Below are 20564 nucleotides of genomic sequence, written 5' to 3'. Positions count from 1 at the left end.
CAAAGCCACGGCCCGCTTGCGGCCGATGACCTTGCTACGGGTATCTATCCGCGGTGGTCTCATGATTCCTCCCGGATCGGGACCAATGAGAGGTCAGGCGCTACGAGTCAGGCGGTGGCGACGGGATACTCGTCGAGTTCCCGAGCCGGAATCACTTGGACCTGCTCACCTTCGGCCACCTCGGTACGCTGGCCACCTTCGATTCGCCAGATCCGGTCGGAGTTCGGTGCCTTCACCATGGTGCCGTCACCAATGATCTTGGGCATAGCGTCGACAACCCGCCATGGCACCAATCGGACGTCATCCCCGTCGTAACCGCTGTCATACATTTCTTGCGAGTTGTGGAACCAGACCTGCGCCCCACCAGCGACCACCAAGACGCCTTCCGGGTTCGATTCATGGCCGCCGGGAGCATCCGGTGCTCGCAGCACAGTGCCGTCCGGTATTTTCGCAGGGAGAAGCTTCAGCGTGCTCCACGGGACGAGCATGATCTCCTCAACCGTGTGCCCGGTGTCATAGAACTCCTGCGGGGTATCGAAGCCGACTCGCGCACCGCCGATGACCGCGTACACCACATCTGCGTTCGACGCATCTGGTGCCCGTAGGACGCTTTCCTCACCGAACGACGGCACGGTCGGGTTGGCCGGGTCGGTGTAAGAGTCGTACAGCGCCTTGATTCGATCATCCGTCAGGCCACCGGTATAAAGCCGGACGTCGTCTACTTGACCAGGCCAGAACTCGGCGGGCGAACCATCGTCCTTCCCTCGGCCGATCTTCAGGCCGCCGTCGGCGTTCCACGTGTTCTGCAGGGTGCCGTCGCCGATTCTTGTACCATTCACGTATAGCCAGACTTTCTTGGCAGCAGCGTCGTATACGCCAGCCAGATGAACCCAAGTATCTAATTCTGTACGCAAGGTGGAAAGTGCAGCTGCGGTAACGGGCGCGTCAGCCGTATCCGACTCAGGCATCTCGAACACCCAGGAACCCAGCCGATTTTCTCCGTCCAGCACGTGTCCCAGTCGGAACTTACTCGCGCGGTTACCGTCCACGCTGACCGCGGTAACCTGGCCGTCCTTCTCATCGAGATACACCCACGCAGACACCGTAAAGCTCGTATCGGTACGGAGGTCGACTCCGGTGGTCGACACGTGGTCGTCGACCCCGTCGAGCGACACGGCGTTGCCCGTGCGTCCCTCGGTGAACTCGGCGCCGTTGTGTAGCGTTCCGGTCCGGCCACCGATCGCATCGGCGGCCTGGTCACCCGAGCTTTCGTCGAGCTTGTGGTTGTGTATCAGGCTCAGATCGCGACCCGCCTGAAGTCGGACCTCGTCCGCGAACAGCGCACGGCTGTACAACTTCACGTCGTCGACCGAGCCAGGCAGGAAGTCGATCCAATTGTCCTGCCAACGGGCCCTGCCGATGTTCAGTTCACCGGTGGCCTTCCACGCATCGGCGAAATGGCCCGTTCCGTTCAGGGTCCCGTTCACGTAAAGACGGATCTTCTGCGCTGGAGCATCATAGACGGCAGTGAGATGCGTCCACGCCCCTACCTGAGCACTCTGCTCCGAGTGCACTTGAGTAATGGCGGAAGGATGGGTGGCGTCGGGCCCATGCATGGCGAGCGCGAACCGTCCTTCGCTGGAATATGCCAGGTTGAAGGCGGACGTGTGGGTACCGTTCTGGCTGACCACCGATGCCCAACGCGACGGTAGTTCGTCGAGCTTGACCCAGGCCGCCACTGAGAAGCTCTGGGAGGAGTCCACGGCGATCGGAGCACTGATGTACTCGCTGTTGCCGTCCAGCTGTACAGCCAGGTCACCCGGGTTGGGGTCGTCGGACTGACCCTCGGTCCAGGAGGGATAGTTATGCAGTGTGCCGTGCAGATCTGCATCAACGGAGTTCTGCGCGTTGCCGTCCAGCTTCCATGAAGCGGCCACCACATCGTCCTGTCTGACGATGCCCTGGATCTCGGTCTCACCCAAGGCTCTGCTGTAGGCACGCACCTCGTCGACGGCTCCAGGCCAATGGTCCACCGGTGCGCCAGCCAGCTTCGCCCTACCGATCACGAACTTTCCGGTCGAGTTCCAGGCACTACTTACCGGTGCGGTGGCCATTGCCTCGCCGTTGACGTAAATCGTTAGCTCCTGCGCCGGCGCATCGAACACACCGGCTACGTGCGTCCACGTACCGGCCTGAGCCGTACCGGACGGTGACCATGCATAGCCGGCCCACCCGCCGCCAGTTTCTTCCAGCGCACCGAACATCCATCCCGTACCACGTTGCTGCAACAGGAAACCGCTGTTGGCTTCGCCATCCTGGCTGATAGCAGTCAACGCACCGCCATCGGGAGCCAGTGCGTCGGCCTTGAGCCAACCGGCGACCGAGAAGCTCTGGTCCGTCCGAACCGCGGGTCCATTGGTGAGGACCTGATCGTCCACACCATCCAACTGGACAGCTCCATCCAAAGCACCGTCCGACGTGAACACAGCTCCGTTAGCAAGGATGCCCGCATCACCACCCGCGACGGCGTTCCGGGCGGTTGACCCTTCGTTCTCGTCGAGTTTCCAATGCCCAACCTGTACGTTGTCCTTGCTCACGAGACCGTGGATCTCGAGGTCGGACAGCGCACGGTCGTAGATGCCGACCTCGTCCACGGCCCCCAGCCATTTCTCCGCTGGTGCGCCGAACCACTTGGCCCGGCCAATGCGAACCGGTCCGTCCGCGTTCCAGTGGTCTTGGTATTCGACCTCTGCCGCGAGTACACCGTTCACGTACAGCGAGGCTGTCCCGTCAAAAGCGTCGTACACCCCGGCAAGATGTGTCCATTCGCCGACGCGGGCATACTGTGCGGAGACGACATACGCACCGCTGTTGTTCACTTCCGCATCGCTGCCGGGAAGCGTGAACCTCCACCTGTTGTCCTCGGTGGCCTGCAGTAGAAAGCCACTCAGATGGTTGCCGTCCTGGGAAACAGCCGTAGGGAAGCCACGATCGAGCTCATCAGGACGGACCCAGGCGGCTACCGAGAAACTCGCGTCGGTGCGGACTGTGTTCGGCGCACTCACGTCGTCGTCGATGCCGTCCAGCTGGATACCGGCACCGACCGCGCCCGGGCCCCAGGTCGCGCCGCCATTCACCGTGCCGTCGCGGTCACCGAGGAAAGCGTCATCGGCTGCGTCTCCGTCCAGCGACCAGTGCGAGGCAGCACCGTTTCCGGCGCGGACGTAGAAGTGGTAGACCCGCATCGGACTTCGCAGTCCGGCACGGTCGACGCTCTGCACGTACAGGTCGACCGGCCCGTCCGTCGGCGGCTCGATCACTACCTTCGCGTTCCCGCCGAGTTCATCGGCATCCACCTTGGTGGTCGGTGGGTCGGTGAACCCATACAGATAATGGTCGACATCGCTGACGCCGCTGGAGGTGAAGGTGAACTCGTCCGGGACACCGACGCCGCCGTGCCAGGCGTTGTCCTCCTGGTATAGACGGCCGGAGACGCCCGGTTGGGCATCAGGGGCCTGCCTGTCCACGGTGAAGGACGGCCCGTTGGCGCTCGGACCGCCGAGAGCTCCGTCGTATCCGTGCACGGACCAGTTGACCGTCTGGCCGTGCTTGTCGCTCACGTCCAGTGGCGTTCCGTAGGTCGATCCGGAGGCGAGCCACTGTTCTCGATGGATGGTTTGGCCGGACGGCTGCATCGTCGCCGTCCAGTTGGCCCGCAACTGACCACCATCCGGGTCACTCAGCCTGCCTTGCAGGGTGATCTGGTCTCCGCCGTAGTAACGCTTGCCAGCACACCACCGGCAGGGATCCGGCAGCGTCGGGTTGGTTCCCACCCAGTGCGGTGCGTTCGGCTTGCGGTTGAACGTCACCGACAGCTTGGGGAAGAAGCGGACCCCGTTCTCCTGTTTGACGTGGAACCGTTTCCAGGCCGCGTCGTTGTTGTTGCCTTCGTCGCCGTAAGAAGCCTTGATACCGAGGTGGATATCGCCCCAGCCGACGTCCGCGCCCTCCTGGACCGCGCTCTGGGCATCCATGCCGATCCAGGTGGGACCACAGGACTGCCCGGCTTTCGCCGTGGACCGGGACGAAGAAAGGTGCCGGTGCCAGGCAGGTTGGTTGTTCCAGGTGGTACCCGGCCCGATCGGGTCCGTCAAGTGCAAGTACATTCGCGGGACCTGGTTCGGATCACAGGTGTGCGAGTACTTCCACACCTGATAGATCTGGAACTCGGCACTCTTGATCCGCGCGCCCCGCAGTACGCCCATGGGGAACCGGAAGATCGAGCGGTCCAGGTACTCGCTCGGCCAGCCGGGCGCATGCCCGACCCTGGCAACGCCCTTGTAGCGCTCGTCGTCGTCGCGCGGCGTGAGGTTCCAGTGCGAATCGTTCCGATGGGAACGGCGTACCAGCGTCCAGGCCGACTTCTCCGGAGTGATCGCGCTGAAGTCCGGGTCGATCACCAGCGGAAAGGTCGCGTTCTGGTCGGTGAGCAGTTCCTTGTCCGGCATCAGGGATACCGAGTCCGACCCGATGCGCACACCGACGGCAGCGTCCTTGGGCCGAGGCTCGGCCGCAGCGCGTGTCGACGCGCCGACCTGCTCGGTTCCCGATGAATCCCACATGCGAGGTGCCGGTGCGTGGAAGACGGTTGCCCCGGCCTGGTCTACGGCCTTGATGTTGCCCGCCTCGTCCGCGCTGAGCCGCACGCCTTCGGTCCGCAGGTCGAAGTCGATTTCGTGCAGCTCGGGGTTGGCCGCTGCTTCCGGCGTCTTCACCACCAGTTCGTGCGCGAAACCGCGCAAGGTGGCGCGCACCCGTAGGTCCACACCGGACATGACCTCCGGGTAGGTGGCCGAGTCGCCGGAGAGCACCGGCTCGGGCAGCTGCTCCGGCCAGCCTAGCGCGAGTTCCTTGCCGCCGTTGACAATCGTGGCCAGGGCAGCATCGCCGCCCGCGGAAAACGAGACCTCGATGGGAGAAGCCTTCGCGGCGATCGTGCCGTCGGCACGCCGTTCCAACGTGGTGTCCGCGTCCACCCACTCGCCATCCCGACGCACCCGCTCGGGCATCACCGACTGCTCCAGGGTGAGATCGCCCTCCGGATTGGCGAAAACCTTGGCCGTCTCCGAGGTATGGCGGGTCACCTCGACCCGGCTGCCCTGCTCCTGTGCCGCGGCGAGGGCGGTCGCCTCGTCCGCTGCCGCGGTGATCGGTTCGGCCGCTGGTGCCTCCGCGGCGGCGGGCACGGCATGCATCGATGTCATCCAGACGGCGCTCAACGCGAGCACCGACAACGAGCGCAGCGTCCAGCCGCGCGCCCCTGCTCGGCGCGACATAACGAAAACTCCCCTACCCGGTCAGCGCGGGTCCCCCGACAACACGCGACCTTTACGTTGCCTGTGGGAGTCTTCCGGGGAGATCGGTACCGGACAGCCGCCAGTTGGCGGACACCCCGGTAACGAATCGCTATCTCGGCGCCGATCGGCGTGCGGCAATCGGGCTAAGAGGATGCGGTGATCGTCCCAGCGGCATCCGGATACGACTGATACAGGTCCACGACATCTTCGTCTGACAGGATCCGGTCGTACAGGCGGACGTCATCGACCTTGCCGGGCCAGAACTCACCGGCGGCGCCATCGGCCTTACCCCGGCCGATCTGCAAGCCACCATCCGCGTTCCAGGTGTTCTGCACCGTGCCATCGCCGGTTCGGCTCCCATTGACGTAAAGCCACAAGCGGTCCGCCGATGCGTCATACACCCCGGTGAGATGGATCCACGTCTCTGTCTCGGATTCCCAGGTAGACACAGCCTTCTCGGTAAAAAGTGCGCCGTCGGTGTCCGACTCGGGCATCTCGAACACCCACGAACCGAGCCGGTGCTGCCCGTCCATCACCTGACCGAGCCGGAACTTGCTGGTGCGGTCACCATCCAGACTGACGGCGGTCTGCTGGCCGGGCTTCTCCTCGAGGTAGACCCAGGCGGCGACGCTGAAACTCGTGTCGGTGCGCAGGTCGACTCCGGTGGTCGATACATGGTCGTCCACCCCGTCGAGCGACACGGCGTTACCCACGCGCCCTTCGGCGAGCTCAGCCCCGTTGTGCAGCGTCCCGAGCCGGCCGCCGGCCACGTCGAAGGTGTAGTTGCCGAAGCCCTCGTCCAGCGGGAGGTAGTGCACAGGGCAGTGCGTGCCGACCTTGGTCACCGACGGTTCCGCTGCGGCGGGCATCGGTGTGAGCCAGACGGCACTCAACGCGACCACCGGCAACAATCGCAGCGCCCAACCACGAGCCCCTGCTCGACGCGACATGAAGAACTCCCCTAACCCGGTCAGCGCGGGTCCCCCGACAACACGCGACTTTGCTGTTCCGGGCAGGAGTCTCCCGAGAAGATCGGCATCGGGCAGCCGCCAGTTGGCGGACACGCCGGTAACGACTCGAACTCCCGACGCCGATAGCAGTGCGGCGAACGGCGTAGCCGGATACGGTGATCGGCTCAGCCGCGGGATTTGTACTCGCGCAGCAGGCCGCGGCTGATGATGGTCTTCTGGATCTCGCTGGTGCCCTCGCCGATGAGCAGGAACGGCGCCTCGCGCATCAGCCGCTCGATCTCGTACTCCTTGGAGTAGCCGTAGCCGCCGTGGATGCGGAACGCCTCCTGGGTGACCTCGGCGCAGTACTCGCTGGCGATCAGCTTGGCCATTCCGGCCTCGACGTCGTTGCGCTCACCGGCATCCTTCAGCCGCGCGGCGTTGACCATCATCAGGTGCGCAGCCTCGACCTTGGTGGCCATCTCGGCCAGCTTGAACGCGATCGCCTGGTGCTCGGCGATCGGCTTGCCGAAGGTCTTGCGCTGCTGGGCGTACTCCACCGCGAGCTCGAAGGCCCGGATCGCGATTCCACACGCCCTGGCGGCCACGTTGACCCTGCCGACCTCGATTCCGTCCATCATGTACGAGAAGCCCTTGCCCGGCGCGGCACCCAGCACCGTGTCCGCACCGGTGCGGTAGCCGTCGAACACCGCCTCGGTGGTGTCCACGCCTTTGTAGCCCATTTTCTCGATTTTGCCCGGAATGGTGAGGCCGGGTGCGACCTCACCGAATCCCTCCGGCTTCTCCACCAGGAACGTGGTGAGGTTCTGGTGCGCCTTTTCCGCGCCTTCCTCGGTACGCACCAGCAACGCGATCAGGTTCGAGGTCCCACCGTTGGTCAGCCACATCTTCGAGCCGTCGATGACGTAGGAGTCGCCATCCTTGCGCGCCTTCGTCTTGATCGCGGCGACGTCCGAGCCGAGGTCGGGCTCCGACATCGAGAACGACCCCCGCACCTCGCCGGTCGCCATGCGCGGCAGGAAGTGCTGCTTCTGCTCCGGCGTGCCGTGCCGGTTGATCATGTGCGCCACGATGAAATGCGTGTTGATCACACCGGAGACGCTCATCCAGCCGCGGGCGATCTCCTCGACCACCAGCGCGTAGGTGAGCAGCGACTCGCCGAGCCCGCCGTACTCCTCGGGGATGGTGATACCGAAGAGGCCCATCTCCTTCATACCCTCGACGATCTCCGCCGGGTACGTGTCGGTGTGCTCCAGCTCCTGCGCCTGCGGGATGACCTCCTTGTCCACGAAGGCGCGGACCGTGGCCAGGATCTCCTTCTGCACGTCGGTCAAGCCGGCGGTCTGGGCGAGGCGGGCCATGCGTGCTCCTCGTGGTGGCTCCGGGCGGCAGGTTACCCGTCAGTATGACGGAAATCGCCGCATTCGCAGGTTCGGGGTGGGCAGGGCCACTGCCGATGGCCAGGACAAAACCGATCGACAGGCGCGGAATGCTCTGAACGTGACCGAGTTGATCGTTCCGCCGCCGTTCGCCGCGCACATCGGTGCCATGGCAGGCGATCGGGGCCGCGCCTGGGTGGCCGCGCTGCCCGGCCTCGCCGCGCAGTACCACCGGGCGTGGTCACTGACCGCCGACGGCCCCACGCTCCACGGCTACACCGCGCTCGTGCAACCGGTGACCAGGGCAGATGGCGGCGAGGCGATGCTCAAGCTCGGCTGGCAGGACGAGGAGACCAGGGACGAGCCGGTGGCACTGGCCGCCTGGGACGGCGCGGGCGCGGTGCGGCTGCTGGCAAGTGACCCCGAACACGGGGTCCTGCTGCTGGAGCGGCTGGACGCCGGGCGCACGCTGGACGGCGAGCCGATCGACAGGGCTGTGGCGGTGGCCGGCGGGTTGCTGCGCAGGCTGTCCGTGCCCGCCCCGCCGCTGCGCCGGAGCTTGCGCGCCGAGGCGGCCCGCTGGGCGGCCGAACTGCCAACGGAATGGCAGCGGCTGGGCAGGCCACTGCCGAAGGAACTGCTGGACGCCGCCGTGGCCGTCTGCCGCGAGCGCGGCCCGCGTGCCGGTTCGCTGCTGGTGAACGAGGACCTGCATTACCAGAACGTGCTGCGTGGCAGCAGGCAGCCATGGCTGGTGATCGATCCGAAGCCGATCGCGGGCGACCCGGAGTTCGGGGTGATCCCCTTGCTGTGGAACCGGATGGGCGAGACGACCCTGGACGAGCGGTTCGCCGCGCTGGTCGCCGCAGCCCGGCTCGACCCGGCGCTGGCCAGGGACTGGACCCTGGTGCGCGCGGTGGTGAACTGGCTGTGGGCGGTCGAGGACGAAGCGGAGGGCGACTGGCTGCACACCGCCGTCGTCCGGATCGCCGGGTGGGCCGGCGCACGCTGAGCGGGGAAGAAACCGGCACGAACTACCCTTCCGTAGCATGGAGGGTGAACATTCGGTTTGCCCCCAGAGAAGGTCGGTGCTCGAGCAGTGACCAGCACGCAGCAGCTTCCCAGTGTCGACGACGTCCACAACGCGCTGAAGGACGTCATCGACCCGGAGATCAAGAAGCCGATCACCGAACTTGGCATGGTCAAGGACGTCACGGTCGGCGAGGACGGCGTGGTCAACGTCGCGATCTACCTCACGATCGCGGGCTGCCCGCTGAAGGACACCATCACCAAGGACACCACCGCCGCGGTCGAGCGGCTCGACGGCGTCCGCGAGGTCAAGGTCGAGCTGGACGTGATGAGTGACGAGCAGCGCACGGAGCTGCGCAAGTCGCTCCGCGGCGACTCCGCCGAACCGGTGATCCCCTTCGCCCAGCCCGGCTCGCTGACCAGGGTGTACTGCGTGGCCTCCGGCAAGGGCGGGGTCGGCAAGTCCAGTGTGACGGTGAACCTCGCCGTGGCCATGGCGGAGCGTGGGCTCTCGGTCGGCGTGGTGGACGCGGACATCTACGGCCACTCGGTGCCGCGGATGCTCGGCGCGCGGGAGAAGCCGACCAAGGTGGAGAAGATGATCATGCCGCCGCAGGCGCACGGCGTGAAGGTCATCTCGATCGGGATGTTCACCCCTGGCAACACCCCGGTGGTGTGGCGGGGGCCGATGTTGCACCGCGCGCTGCAGCAGTTCCTTGCCGACGTGTTCTGGGGTGACCTCGACATCCTGCTGCTGGACCTGCCGCCGGGTACCGGGGATATCGCGATCTCGGTGGCCCAGCTCATCCCGAACGCCGAACTGCTGGTGGTCACCACGCCACAGCAGGCCGCGGCCGAGGTGGCCGAGCGGGCGGGCGCGATCGCCCTGCAGACCCGGCAGCGAATCGCCGGTGTGATCGAGAACATGTCCTGGCTGGAGACCCCGGACGGCTCGCGGATGGAGATCTTCGGCTCCGGGGGCGGGCAGACGGTTGCCGACTCGCTGTCCAAGTCCACCGGTGCCGAGGTGCCGCTGCTCGGTCAGGTTCCGCTGGACCCGCGGCTGCGCGAGCAGGGCGACGCCGGTACCCCGCTGGTGCTGTCCGAGCCGGAGGCCCCGGCCTCGGAGGTGCTGCGCACCGCGTCCTCGAAGCTTTCCACCCGGGCCCGCGGCCTCGCAGGCCGCATGCTGAACGTCACCCCAACCTGACGCCGCGGCGCCGCCCTCAGGTGGCGTCGGGGTCGACGGGGGGCTTCTCGCCGGGCTTGAGCGGTTCGGCGGGCTTGGTGGCCCCGGGATAACCGTTGGGCTTGTAGTAGTCCCCGCCGTTACCGTTGATGTTGTTCATCCCGAGCGGGTCGGGGTCGCCGTCGAACAGATGCTGGGTGACCACCCGCTTGGGGTCGAAGCTGCGCAGCTCGCGCAGGTCCTCGATGGGCTGGCGGAACTCCTCGTACTCCGGGCCCATCTCGTCGCGCAGCTGCTGCCGCGCCCCGGTGGCGAAGTCGCGCACCTTACGGACGCTCTTGCCGAGCCAGGCCGCCGCATCGGGCAGCCGCTCGGGACCGAGGATGAACAGCCCGGCGACGATGAGCACGAGGATCTCGCCCCACCCAACGCTCTCGAACACCGCGAACCTCCGCCTCGCCGACGCGTATGCCACGACCAGGGTACCGCCCGCACCGGCCTGCCGGGCCGGTCAATCTGAAGCCCACTCAGTCACTGCCGAGCGTGACGTCCACGGTGAGCTTCCGGTTCGCCCGCACCAGCTGCACCGGCACCACGTCACCGATGTCGTGCTCACGCACCGCGACGGTCAGCTCGGCCGCGTTGCGCACCGGCCGGTCCCCGACCTTGGTGATCACGTCGCCCTCGGCGATCCCGGCGTTCGCCGCGGGCCCGCCCGCGGTCACGTTGCGGATCTGCGCGCCCTCCGAGGTGTTCGCCGACACCGAGGCCGCGTTCACCCCGAGGTCGGCGTGCTTGACCTCGCCGTCCCGGATCAGTGCCTCACTGATCCGGACCACCTGGTCGACCGGGATGGCGAAACCGAGGCCGATGCTGCCACCGGAACCCTGACCACCCCCGCCGACGGTCCTGATCAGCGAGTTGATCCCGACCAGCGCCCCGGTGGCGTCCACCAGCGCGCCACCGGAGTTGCCGGGGTTGATCGCGGCGTCGGTCTGGATCGCGTCGTAGGTCACCGGCGGGTCGCCGTTCTCCCCCGGCGCGGTCACCGGCCGGTTCAGCGCGCTGACGATGCCCTCGGTCACCGTGTTCTCCAGGCCGAACGGCGAACCGACGGCGATGACCGAGTCCCCGGCCGCCAGATCGGCGGACTTACCGATCTCGATGACCACCGGGTTCGGCACGTTCACCTTGATCACCGCGAGGTCGGTCTTCGGGTCGGTGCCGACGATCTCCGCCCGCGCACGGGTGCCGTCGATGAACACCGCGGTGATCTCGGCCTGCTCGTCCCTGGTGGCCCCGGAGACCACGTGGTTGTTGGTGACGACGTAGCCATCCGGGTCGATCATGACCCCCGAGCCGACCCCACCGGCCTGCCCGGACTTGACCTCGATGGACACCACGGCCGGGGCGACCCGGCCCGCGATATCGGCCACCGATCCGGCAGGCCGCTCCTTGCCTGCCTGCGCCTCGGCGATGTTCAGCTCACCGGTCAGCGAGTCGCCCGCACTGGAGAGGAACCAGCCGACCACGCCGCCGACGGCGCCGATCAGCAACGCGACCGCGCCGAGCAGGGCCAGCGCGGTGGGCTTCACCCTGCGGCCGAACAGCACCTCGGGCAGGCTCAGCAGCGCCCCGCGGGGCCGCTCGGTGTCCCGCTCGGCATCCTCCTCGCCCGGTACGGCCGGGCCGCCGAGCACGGCACCCGCTCCGGGGTCCCGCCACGGGTCCCCCTGGCGCGACCACAGCGGTTGCTCTACCTCCTCGGCCGGGCCGCCGCCGTTGCCTTCCTGCGGCCGCTGCAGCACGACGCCCTCGGCACCCTGCGGGCGGCGGAACGCCTCGACCAGCGACTCCGGGGGCGGCGGAGCGCTGGTCAGCCCCTCGACGTTGCCGTTGCGGCGCTCCGGTGAGTACAGCTTGTCGAAGGAACCCCGTACCCCCCGTGGGCGGCCGAAGACGGCCGCCTGTGCCTGGTCCACCGGGGGACGGTTCACCGGGCGCGGCCCGAGCCGGTTCTCCCGCGCCGCGGGATGTTCCTGGTTCGAGTTCGGCTGGTTCATCGTTCCCCGGAATGTGTTGGTGCCTCGGGCTCCGCCAGGTGGACGGGTGACTGACTGGCGTGACCATACGCCAGCCCCGGATCACCAAGTCTGCCGTGATCCCGGTGAAGTAGGCGTTGCGCAGGAGCGCGAGGTCAGGGCTGGTGCGCGCCCACCGGAACGGGGACCTCCCGGCCCGCGTCCTCGGTGCCGGACGCCGCCGGGGGCGTTGTGGTCGTGGTGGTCGGGGCCTGCCTCGGCGGCCCCTGCACCCCGAACTGCGCGCGCAGTACGTCCCGCGGCGGCACCCCGGGGCCCCCGCCGGTCTCCTCCCCGCCGGAGGTGGCCACCAGCGCGAGCGCGCTCAGTACCAGCCCGGACACCACCACACCCGCGCCCTGCGCGGCGCGGCGTTTCGAGACGTTCAGCCGGGCACCGTTACCGAGTACATTCGGCGAGTTACCGAGCGGGGCGGTGCTGCCGAGCGGGGCGGTGCTGCCGAGCGGGGCGGACTCCACGCCGGCCGGAGAACCGGACGAGCCCGGGGAACGCAGACCGGCGACCCGGTCCGGGCGCTGGATCGCGACCAGCTGACCATCCTCGGTGATCGCCAGGTTGTCCGGCGTGCTGGAGACCTCGGTGTGCTCGGGTATGGACCGCAGGCTCGCCAGGAAACCCGCCGACATCCTCGGTGCCTCGGCGCCTTTCACCGCGGCGCGGGCCTGCCGCTGCGCGGTGACCTCGGCGGCGCACCCCGGACAGCGGGCGACATGCGCCGCCGCCCGTTCGTGCGCGCCGAGGGAAAGCTCCCGGTCGACGAACGCGACCACGGCATCCGGTAGCAGGTGCGATTCGGGGAGTCCCCATCCCCGTGCTTCGCTCATACCCTGGCCTCCGCGTAGGTGAGCGGCGGCACGATCTCGGCGTTCGCCGGGGCCTTGCGGCGTTCCAGCGCTACCCGGAGTGCCTGCCTGCCGCGGTGGATTCTGCTGCGCACAGTGCCGAGCTTAACCCCGAGCGTGGCGCCGATCTCCTCGTAGGACAGCCCCTCCACATCGCAGAGCACGACCGCGGCGCGGAACTCCGGCGGGAGCTCGTCCAGCGCGGCCTGCAGGTCGGGGTCCAGATGGGTGCGGGAGTAGACCTGCTCCGGGCTGGGGTCGTCACCGACGATGCGGTCGGTGTCCTCCGGCAGGCCCTCCATGCGCACCCGCGACCGGCGGCGTGCCATGTCCAGGAACAGGTTCGTGGTGATCCGGTGCAGCCAGCCCTCGAAGGTGCCCGGCTTGTAGGAGGCCAGCGAACGGAACACCCGGATGAAGGTCTCCTGGGTGAGGTCCTCCGCGTCGTGGACGTTACCGCTGAGGCGATAGGCGAGCCGGTAGACCCGGTCGGCATGCTCGCGCACGACCTCGTCCCAGGTCGGCGGGGTCCATGTCGGCTCGGCCTTGTCCCCGACCTGGGTCACGGCGGCGGCATCCGCCGGCAGCTCAGCGCTCTTCGGACTCTTCTGCATCGACAGCGAAGGCACCTCCATAGGGCAGCTCTCCCAACTATTCAGCCCAACGCGGAGCCTGCCCCGCGTGTTCCCACCTGTGGGACTCAGTTTCGCCTGCTTCCTTATGGTTCTAGTGAGATCGGGCTGAGAGCAGCCTGAGAAGGTTTTCCCGGTTCCGCCGGTCCTGCTCGGATACGGCGATGTGCACCGCTAATGTTTCCGCGTGACCTCCGAGACGCACATCACCGGTTCGGCGGATCTGGGTGACTACATCGAGGGTTACCTGCCCGAGGACGAGGTCCTGGGCTCCGCCCGCGCCCAGGCCGAGGACCTCGGCTGCGTCCCGCTCAGCCGCGCGGGCGGCGCCGCCCTGCGCTTCCTCGCCGCCGCCTCGCGGGCGCGGGCGGTGGTGGAGGTCGGCACCGGCACCGGGGTGAGCGGGCTCTACCTGCTGCGCGGCATGGCCGAGGACGGCGTGCTCACCTCGATCGACATCGAGCCGGAGTACCACCGGGCCGCGCGGCAGAACTTCCTTGCCGCCGGCTACCAGCCCGGCCGCACCCGGCTGATCATGGGCAGGGCACTGGACGTGCTGCCCCGGCTCACCACCGGTGGCTACGACCTGGTGTTCATCGACGCCACCATGCCCGAGTACCCGGGCTACTGCGAGCTCGGCGTGCAGCTGCTGCGGCCGGGCGGGGTCATCGTGTTCCAGGGTGTACTGGCGGAGGGCAGGGTGACCGACCCGGCGCGGCGGGACACGGAGGCGGTCGCGCTGCGCGGCCTCACCCGTGCGGTGCGTGAGGATGAGCGGCTGATGCCCGCGCTGCTTCCGGTGGGCGCCGGGCTGCTGGTGGCCGCGCATACGACCACCTGACCCCGGCCACGCCGAGCGCGGCGAGCCCGAGCCAGACCCCGGTGGTGCCCACCAGCCAGCCCCATCCCGCATGGCCGTAGACCATGCTGCCGAGGGTGCCGCCGATGCTGCTGCCCAGGTAGTAGGCCAGGGTGTAGAGCCCGGAGACCTGCCCGCGGGCCCCGGCGGGCGCCTCCGCGGCTGCCCAGCCGTTGGCCACCGCGTGCGCGGCGAAGAAACCGCCGGTGAGCACCACGAAGCCGAGCACAACCAACGGCAGCGAGTCGGGGAGGGTCAGCGCCGCCCCGCCCGCCGTCACCAGCAGCGCGGTGACCAGGGAGCGGACCCTGCCGAACCGGGTGACCAGCCTGCCCATGGCCGCCGAGGACACCGTGCCCATCGCGTAGGCGAGGAACACCAGCGAGGCCACCGCGGGGGAAAGGTGCAACGGCGCCCCGGTGAGCCGGAAGCCTGCCGCGTTGTACAGCGCGACGAACGAGCCCATGGCCAGCAGCGCGACCGCGTACTGGGCGAGCAGCACCCGGCCGCGTAGCGCGCTGCCGAGCCCGGCGAGGACCGCGCGGACCCGGTGCCCACCACCGCCGCGGGCCGCCTCGCCGCCGCGTGGCAGCGCGAGGACGGTGAGCAGAGAGCACAGCAACGCGATCACGGTGACCACGGTGAGCGCCCCCTGCCAGCCGAGCAGGTCAGCGGTGAACCCGCTGGCCAGCCTGCCGGTCATCCCGCCGATGGTGTTGCCCGCGATCATCACCCCCACCGCGGCGGCGACCCCGCGCGAGCCGGGGCCGTCCCGGCCGAGCTGCTCGGCGAGGTAGGCGGCGGCCACGCCGGGAAAGCCCGCGATCGCCACCCCCTGCAACGCACGGACCAGCAGGAACAGCGGATAGCTCTGGGCGAGCGGGAGCAGCAGCGCCAGCAGCACGGATCCGAGCACCGAGGCCAGGATGATCGGGCGCCTGCCGACCAGCTCGGACAACGCGGCGATCGGCAGCACCGCGGCCGCCAGCGCGCCGGTGCCGATGCTGATCGCCAGCGAGGCCCCGCCGGGATCGAGGTGAAAATGCGCGGCCAGCTGCGGCAGTACCGGTTGCGGGGCGTAGAGCAGCGCGAAGGAGGAGATCCCCGCAGTGGCCACGGCGAAGGTCACCCGGCGGGCCCTGGCGGGTGCTGGCGCGGTGGCAACGGACACGACCGCGACGCTAAGCCGGGCTAATCAATGCGTCCAATACGTAATTGGAGCATTATTCATACCGTGGTGGATGAAATGGCGGATTGGCAGCTCGCCGGGGAGCTGGCCCCGGGGCTGGCCCTGCTCGGGGTGCTCAACCGCACAGGGAATCTCACTCGGACGGCCGAGCTGCTCGGCATCCCGCAACCGACCGCCAGCAGGCGGCTGGCCGCGCTGGCCGAGCTGGTCGGCACGCCGCTCACCGTGCCGCGGGGCAGGGGGATCCGGCTGACCAGGGTGGGTGCGCTGCTGGCCGGCACCGCGGAACAGGCGCTGAGCGTGCTGCACGGCGGCATCCGGCAGGTACGCGAGGAGATCTCGCCGGAGCGCGGGCGGGTGGTACTGGGCTTCCTGCATCTGCTCGGGCGCTCGTACGTGCCGGAGCTGCTGCGCCGGTTCCGGGCCGACCAGCCGGGGGTGCGGTTCAGCCTGGTGCAGGGCTCCCGGCAGGACGTGCTGGACGGCCTCATCCGCCGCAGCATCGACCTCGCGCTGGTCGCCCCGGTGCCGGTGGACGATCCGGCGTTACGCGGGCACTGGCTGGCCGAGCAGGAACTGTTCCTTTCCGTGCCGGCGACCCACCGGCTCGCCGGCCGCACGGCGGTCACGATGGGCGAGCTGAGCGCGGAACCCTTCGTGCTGCTCGAACCGGGCTACGGGCTGCGGCAGATCACCGACGAGCTGTGCGCGGCCGCGGGATTCCGGCCGGAGGTCGCCTTCGAGGGGCAGGAGTCGGACACCGTGCGCGGCCTGGTCGCGGCCGGTTTCGGGGTGGCGCTGCTGCCGCGGTTCGAACCCTCGCCGCCTGCCGAGGTGGTGGAGCTACCGCTGCGGCCGAGGGTGACCCGCTCGATCGGGCTGGCCTGGCCCGCCGATCAGGAACCGACCCCCGCGGTCGCGGCCTTCCGCGAGTTCGTCATCGGCGCCCAGGACGCGGCCAGCTCGACCAGGGTGCGCGCGGCGAACCCGGTGCCGCCCGGCACCACCTCGCAGTAGTTCTGCTCCGAGCGCGCGGGCCCCGCGATGTCCAGGTGGGCCCAGGGCAGCCCGGCGGTGAACTCGCGCAGGAACAGGGCCGCGGCGATGCCGCCGGGCCCGGAAGGGGCCTGGCGCAGGTCGGCGATCTCGCTGCGCACGGCCTCGGCGTAGTCCTCGACCAGAGGCATCCGCCACCACGCCTCGCCGGTGCGTTCCCCGGCCTCCCTTACCCACTGGGCCAGGGCGTCGTCGCTGGCGAACAGGCCCCCGGTGCGCAGGCCGAGGGAGACCTTCATCGCACCGGTCAGGGTCGCGACGTCGACAACCGCGTCCGGCGCGTATCGCTTGATCCCGTAGACCAGCGCGTCGGCGAGCACCATCCTGCCCTCGGCATCGGTGTTGCCGACCTCGGTCGTGGTGCCACCGTAGTGCCGGATCACGTCCCCCGGCCGGTAGGCGCTGCCGGAGACGTGGTTCTCCGCGGCGGGCACCAGCGCGGTCACCTTCACTCCCAGCCGCAGCGCGGCGATGGCCCGGACCGCGGCGAGCACGGCGCCGCCGCCCGCCATGTCGGTGCGCATCATCGGCATGCCCTCGGCGGGTTTGATCGAGATGCCGCCGGTGTCGAAGGTGATGCCCTTGCCGACCAGCAGCAGGTGCCCCGCGGCGCCGCGGGGGCGATAGGCGAGCTCGATCAGCCGCGGCGGGCTGGCCGAGCCGCCGCCAACCGCGAGCATGCCGCCGAAGCCCTGCTCGGCGAGCCAGCCCTCGTCCCGCACCGTCGTGGTGAGCCAGGGAAGGTCGCTTGCCATGCGCTCGGCGACCCCGGCGAGCCATCCGGGGTTCTTCACGTTGGACGGGGTGTTGGCGAGATCACGGGCGAGCGCCGAGGCGGCGGCCAGCTCACGCGCCCGGGTGGCGATCTCGGTGTACGGCTGGATGGCCCGGTCGTACCCGGTGATCACCCGCAGGGTCTGCGGCCGCGGCGGGTCCGGTTCCCCGCTGACCACATAGCGGTAGCCGCCGAGCAGCGCGCCGGTCAGGAAGGGCTCCAGCTCCGCGCCGGTCAGCTCGGCAGGCAGCTCGACCTGTACGGCACGGGGCGGGCGGCGGCCCGCGTCGTGTTCGGCGGCGAGGTGTGCGCCCGCGGCGCGGATGAACGCCGCCCCGCCGGTGCGCATCGCGGCCGGGTCCCCGGTGCCGATGCCGACCAGCCAGCGCGGACCGGTGCCGGGGTCCGGCACGGTGTGCACCTCACCGGCCTTGCCGGTGGCACCGATGCGCTCGATCAGCTCACCGCGCGGCGACCCGTTCCCGGCGTGCTCGTCGGACTGGCGAACAAGGATGGCCAACGGCGCAGTGCGCCGTGTGGTGCCGGCCACCTCGACCTCGAGCAACCGGGTTGGGACAGGCGGCAGCGGTGAACGCGCCATCGGCGGCCTCCAGATATCGGTTGACGGCGCGCAATTCCACGCGCGCCGGAAGAGCCAGGTTGGTACGAATCCAGCGCTGGCAGGAAAACGTGGGGTGCGGTCAGCCAGTCGCCTCCTGCAGGGCAGCTCCGAGGTCCTTGGCCTCCTCGGCCGACAGCTCGACGACGAGACGCCCACCACCCTCGAGCGGCACGCGCATCACGAGGCCCCGCCCCTCCTTGGTCACTTCGAGGGGTCCGTCTCCAGTCCGAGGCTTCATGGCCGCCATAGCGTTCCCTTTCGTCTCAACCGGCGCGCCCGGGTCGCGCTCGCCAAAGCAACCGGGTTGTGACCATTCTCCCCTATCACTGAGCGGCCGCGAACGCGGACCGATCTTTTCGTGTTGCATAGGTGCTGGTATGCGCTTCACAGGGGTGCCACACTCGCTGCGAGTCCCACTTTCAGGAGGAATTTTCGTGACGACCGAGGACGTGCTGCTGACCGCCGACACCGACGGTGTACGCACGCTGACGCTCAACCGCCCCAAGTCGTACAACTCGCTGACCGTCGAACTCAAGGAGCGGCTGCTGGACGCGTTGCGCTCCGCCGCGGCGGAGGACACGGTGCGTGCGGTCGTGCTCACCGGGGCCGGCAAGGCCTTCTGCGCGGGTCAGGACCTCAAGGAACACGTGGGGCTGCTCCAGGCGGGGGACTCGGCGCCGCTGCGCACGGTGGCCGAGCACTACAACCCGATCGTCCGGGCCATCGTGCAGATGCCGAAGCCGGTGATCTCCGCGGTGAACGGCTCCGCGGCAGGCGCGGGCGCCGCCTTCGCCTACGCCAGCGACCTGCGGATCGCGGGCGGCTCGGCGAGCTTCCTGATGGCCTTCGCGAACGTCGGCCTCGGCCCGGACTCCGGCGCCTCCTGGACCCTGCAGCGGCTGATCGGCTACGGGCGGGCGGCGGAGCTGATGCTGATGGCCCGGACCGTGGACGCCACGGAGGCGCTGCGGATCGGCCTGGTCAGCGAGGTCGTACCGGACGAGGAACTGGCCGCCCGCGCGCACCAGGTGGCCGCCACGCTGGCCGCGGGGCCGACGGTCGCCTACGCCCGGATCAAGGACGTGCTGACCACGGCCGCCGAAAGCACCCTGGAGGAGGCACTGGCCGCGGAGGACGCCGCGCAGGCCGCGCTGGGCGCCACCGCCGACCACACCGAGGCGGTGGAGGCCTTCGTCGCCAAGCGCCGCCCGAACTTCACCGGCTCCTAGCCAACTGAGGGTCAGGGGGTGGCGCGGAAGCAGCCTTGGATATGGTCGTCGACCATTCCGGTGGCCTGCATCATCGCGTAGCAGGTGGTGGGCCCGACGAAGGTGAAACCGCGCTTCTTCAGTGCCTTGGCCATCGCCTTCGACTCCGGCGTCACCGCGGGCATCTCCGCCATCGAGGCGGGCCGCCGGTGGCTGCCGGGGTCGGGGGCGAAGGACCAGAGCAGCTCATCCAGCGGCTGGTCCAGCTGTACGGTCGCGCGGGCGTTGGTGATCGCCGCCTCGATCTTGGCCCGGTTGCGCACGATCGAGGCATCCGCGAGCAGCCTGCTGATATCGGCATCGGTGAACCGGGCCACCAGCTCAGGGTCGAACCCGGCGAACGCCTTACGGAAGTTCTCCCGTTTGCGCAGGATCACCAGCCAGGACAGTCCGGACTGGAAGGACTCCAGGGTGACCCGCTCGAACAGGGCGCTCTCCCCGCGCAGCGGAACACCCCATTCCTCGTCGTGGTAAGTGGCGTAGTCGGGGGCGGAATTGCCCCAGGAACACCGCGGTACGCCGTCCGCGCCGATCAATTCCATCAGTCCCCCATCCGGTAGTGCTCGGCGAACCGAGCGAAGCGGCGTAACGAGTACCACAGTCCCGCGGAGAACGCGGGTTTCACCACCGGCCAGCCGAGTTTGCCCAGCGGCCCGAACGGCAGGGCCAGCTGCTCGGACCAGACGAAAACCGACCGGTGCGGCCCGTTCTCCCGCACGTGGAAGGCACCGGTACCGCGTACCACCTTGCCCAGATGCCGCACCGCGCAGCGGATCGGGGGTTCCCAGTGGGTGATCTCCATCGTGTCGGTGAAGCCGACCCCGGCCACCCCGGTGAACGCGGCGATCCGCGAGCCCACGCTGCGCCCGTTGCCCTCGACCACCCGCACCCTGGTGCCGAGCATCCACTCGCCCTGGCGTTCCCAGTCGGTCAGCGCCAGCCAGGTGGTCCCGGCCGGCGCGGCCACGTCGACCGACACCACCACATCGGTCATCGCGCCGCCTCGCGCTCCGCCTCCAGCTCGGCGACCCTGGCGCGCAGGCCGTCGATCTCGGTGCCAAGTCGCCGCAACACCCAGTCCACTTCGGACATCTTGTACCCGCGTAGCACGAGCTGGAACTTCACCGAGGTCACATCCTCGCCGGTCAGGTCCTCGGCTGGCAGGCGGGTGGGGGAACTGCCCGGCGCCAGCGGGGCCAGCTCCTCACCCCGGCCGAACACCACGGCGGCCAGCAGGAACACCACAGCCGCGACGAGCAGCATGACGATGAGGTAGATCAGCGCGGTGGTCACC

General features: G+C 69.0%; 17 protein-coding genes and 1 pseudogene. 5 read left to right on the top strand and 13 right to left on the bottom strand.

The genetic code is table 11. From position 1 onward, the window contains the following. Nucleotides 1-107: 107 nt before the first annotated feature. The 3 genes from KOI47_RS04545 to KOI47_RS04535 form a co-directional block, all read right to left on the bottom strand. On the bottom strand, nucleotides 108-5336 hold the full coding sequence (locus KOI47_RS04545; protein ID WP_216214228.1) for a LamG-like jellyroll fold domain-containing protein: 5229 nt from the start codon (nucleotides 5334-5336) through the stop codon (nucleotides 108-110). Nucleotides 5337-5500: 164 nt separating this feature from the next. Further along, nucleotides 5501-6421 (bottom strand): LamG domain-containing protein, encoded by a 921-nt coding sequence (locus tag KOI47_RS04540; protein ID WP_232376539.1) that lies wholly within the window; start codon nucleotides 6419-6421, stop codon nucleotides 5501-5503. 71 nt (nucleotides 6422-6492) lie between these two features. After that, a complete protein-coding gene (locus KOI47_RS04535) occupies nucleotides 6493-7689 on the bottom strand; it encodes an acyl-CoA dehydrogenase family protein (RefSeq protein WP_216214226.1) in 1197 nt (398 codons plus the stop codon). A gap of 139 nt (nucleotides 7690-7828) precedes the next feature. Between KOI47_RS04535 and KOI47_RS04530 the strand changes: the two genes are divergently transcribed. Together KOI47_RS04530 and KOI47_RS04525 are read left to right on the top strand one after the other, a co-directional pair. Then, nucleotides 7829-8719, top strand: coding sequence for an aminoglycoside phosphotransferase family protein (locus KOI47_RS04530; RefSeq protein WP_232376538.1), 891 nt, complete (start codon nucleotides 7829-7831; stop codon nucleotides 8717-8719). Nucleotides 8720-8806: 87 nt separating this feature from the next. Further along, nucleotides 8807-9946 (top strand): Mrp/NBP35 family ATP-binding protein, encoded by a 1140-nt coding sequence (locus KOI47_RS04525; RefSeq protein ID WP_216214224.1) that lies wholly within the window; start codon nucleotides 8807-8809, stop codon nucleotides 9944-9946. A 16-nt stretch (nucleotides 9947-9962) separates the two neighbouring features. Here the strand turns inward: KOI47_RS04525 and tatB are convergent, their stop codons facing one another. From tatB to sigE, 4 genes are all read right to left on the bottom strand, one after another. Beyond that, nucleotides 9963-10367 carry a Sec-independent protein translocase protein TatB gene (gene tatB / locus KOI47_RS04520; protein ID WP_216214222.1) on the bottom strand — a complete coding sequence of 135 codons (405 nt, stop codon included), beginning with the start codon at nucleotides 10365-10367 and terminating at the stop codon, nucleotides 9963-9965. Nucleotides 10368-10452: 85 nt separating this feature from the next. After that, nucleotides 10453-11988, bottom strand: coding sequence for a trypsin-like peptidase domain-containing protein (locus KOI47_RS04515; RefSeq protein ID WP_216214220.1), 1536 nt, complete (start codon nucleotides 11986-11988; stop codon nucleotides 10453-10455). Nucleotides 11989-12122: 134 nt separating this feature from the next. Next, on the bottom strand, nucleotides 12123-12851 hold the full coding sequence (locus KOI47_RS04510) for an anti-sigma factor family protein (RefSeq protein WP_216214218.1): 729 nt from the start codon (nucleotides 12849-12851) through the stop codon (nucleotides 12123-12125). Continuing rightward, entirely contained in the window at nucleotides 12848-13504 is a 657-nt protein-coding gene (gene sigE / locus KOI47_RS04505; RefSeq protein ID WP_216214216.1) for an RNA polymerase sigma factor SigE, read from the bottom strand. The genes KOI47_RS04510 and sigE overlap by 4 nt, the downstream gene beginning before the upstream one ends. 184 nt (nucleotides 13505-13688) lie before the next feature. Between sigE and KOI47_RS04500 the strand changes: the two genes are divergently transcribed. Beyond that, a complete protein-coding gene (locus KOI47_RS04500; RefSeq protein ID WP_216214214.1) occupies nucleotides 13689-14342 on the top strand; it encodes an O-methyltransferase in 654 nt (217 codons plus the stop codon). Here KOI47_RS04500 and KOI47_RS04495 read toward each other — a convergent pair. Further along, on the bottom strand, nucleotides 14251-15489 hold the full coding sequence (locus tag KOI47_RS04495; RefSeq protein WP_216217086.1) for an MFS transporter: 1239 nt from the start codon (nucleotides 15487-15489) through the stop codon (nucleotides 14251-14253). The genes KOI47_RS04500 and KOI47_RS04495 overlap by 92 nt on opposite strands. A 117-nt stretch (nucleotides 15490-15606) precedes the next feature. Between KOI47_RS04495 and KOI47_RS35390 the strand changes: the two genes are divergently transcribed. Continuing rightward, on the top strand, nucleotides 15607-16566 hold the full coding sequence (locus KOI47_RS35390) for a LysR family transcriptional regulator (RefSeq protein ID WP_232376537.1): 960 nt from the start codon (nucleotides 15607-15609) through the stop codon (nucleotides 16564-16566). On the opposite strand, the pseudogene KOI47_RS04490 reads toward KOI47_RS35390, so the two are convergent. Both KOI47_RS04490 and KOI47_RS04485 read right to left on the bottom strand, forming a co-directional pair. After that, a pseudogene (locus KOI47_RS04490) lies at nucleotides 16494-17981 on the bottom strand (leucyl aminopeptidase family protein); the annotation flags it as partial. The gene KOI47_RS35390 and the pseudogene KOI47_RS04490 overlap by 73 nt on opposite strands. Nucleotides 17982-18081: 100 nt before the next feature. Continuing rightward, nucleotides 18082-18249 carry a DUF3117 domain-containing protein gene (locus KOI47_RS04485; RefSeq protein ID WP_142000455.1) on the bottom strand — a complete coding sequence of 56 codons (168 nt, stop codon included), beginning with the start codon at nucleotides 18247-18249 and terminating at the stop codon, nucleotides 18082-18084. A 187-nt stretch (nucleotides 18250-18436) separates the two neighbouring features. Between KOI47_RS04485 and KOI47_RS04480 the strand changes: the two genes are divergently transcribed. Next, a complete protein-coding gene (locus KOI47_RS04480; RefSeq protein WP_216214210.1) occupies nucleotides 18437-19231 on the top strand; it encodes an enoyl-CoA hydratase-related protein in 795 nt (264 codons plus the stop codon). An 11-nt stretch (nucleotides 19232-19242) separates the two neighbouring features. Here KOI47_RS04480 and KOI47_RS04475 read toward each other — a convergent pair whose 3' ends face one another. From KOI47_RS04475 to KOI47_RS04465, 3 genes are read right to left on the bottom strand one after another with little or no spacing between them, the layout of a single operon-like run. Continuing rightward, nucleotides 19243-19812 (bottom strand): DNA-3-methyladenine glycosylase I, encoded by a 570-nt coding sequence (locus KOI47_RS04475; protein ID WP_216214208.1) that lies wholly within the window; start codon nucleotides 19810-19812, stop codon nucleotides 19243-19245. After that, entirely contained in the window at nucleotides 19812-20264 is a 453-nt protein-coding gene (locus KOI47_RS04470; protein WP_216214207.1) for an SRPBCC family protein, read from the bottom strand. The genes KOI47_RS04475 and KOI47_RS04470 overlap by 1 nt, the downstream gene beginning before the upstream one ends. Further along, entirely contained in the window at nucleotides 20261-20563 is a 303-nt protein-coding gene (locus tag KOI47_RS04465) for a DivIVA domain-containing protein (RefSeq protein ID WP_216214206.1), read from the bottom strand. The genes KOI47_RS04470 and KOI47_RS04465 overlap by 4 nt, the downstream gene beginning before the upstream one ends. Between the last annotated feature and the right edge of the window lies 1 nt (nucleotide 20564).

Source organism: Amycolatopsis aidingensis (genome assembly GCF_018885265.1).
GTDB classification, from domain to species: domain Bacteria; phylum Actinomycetota; class Actinomycetes; order Mycobacteriales; family Pseudonocardiaceae; genus Amycolatopsis; species Amycolatopsis aidingensis.
Note: the sequence above shows the minus strand (reverse complement) of the source record. Positions and strands in the feature narration are given on the sequence as shown.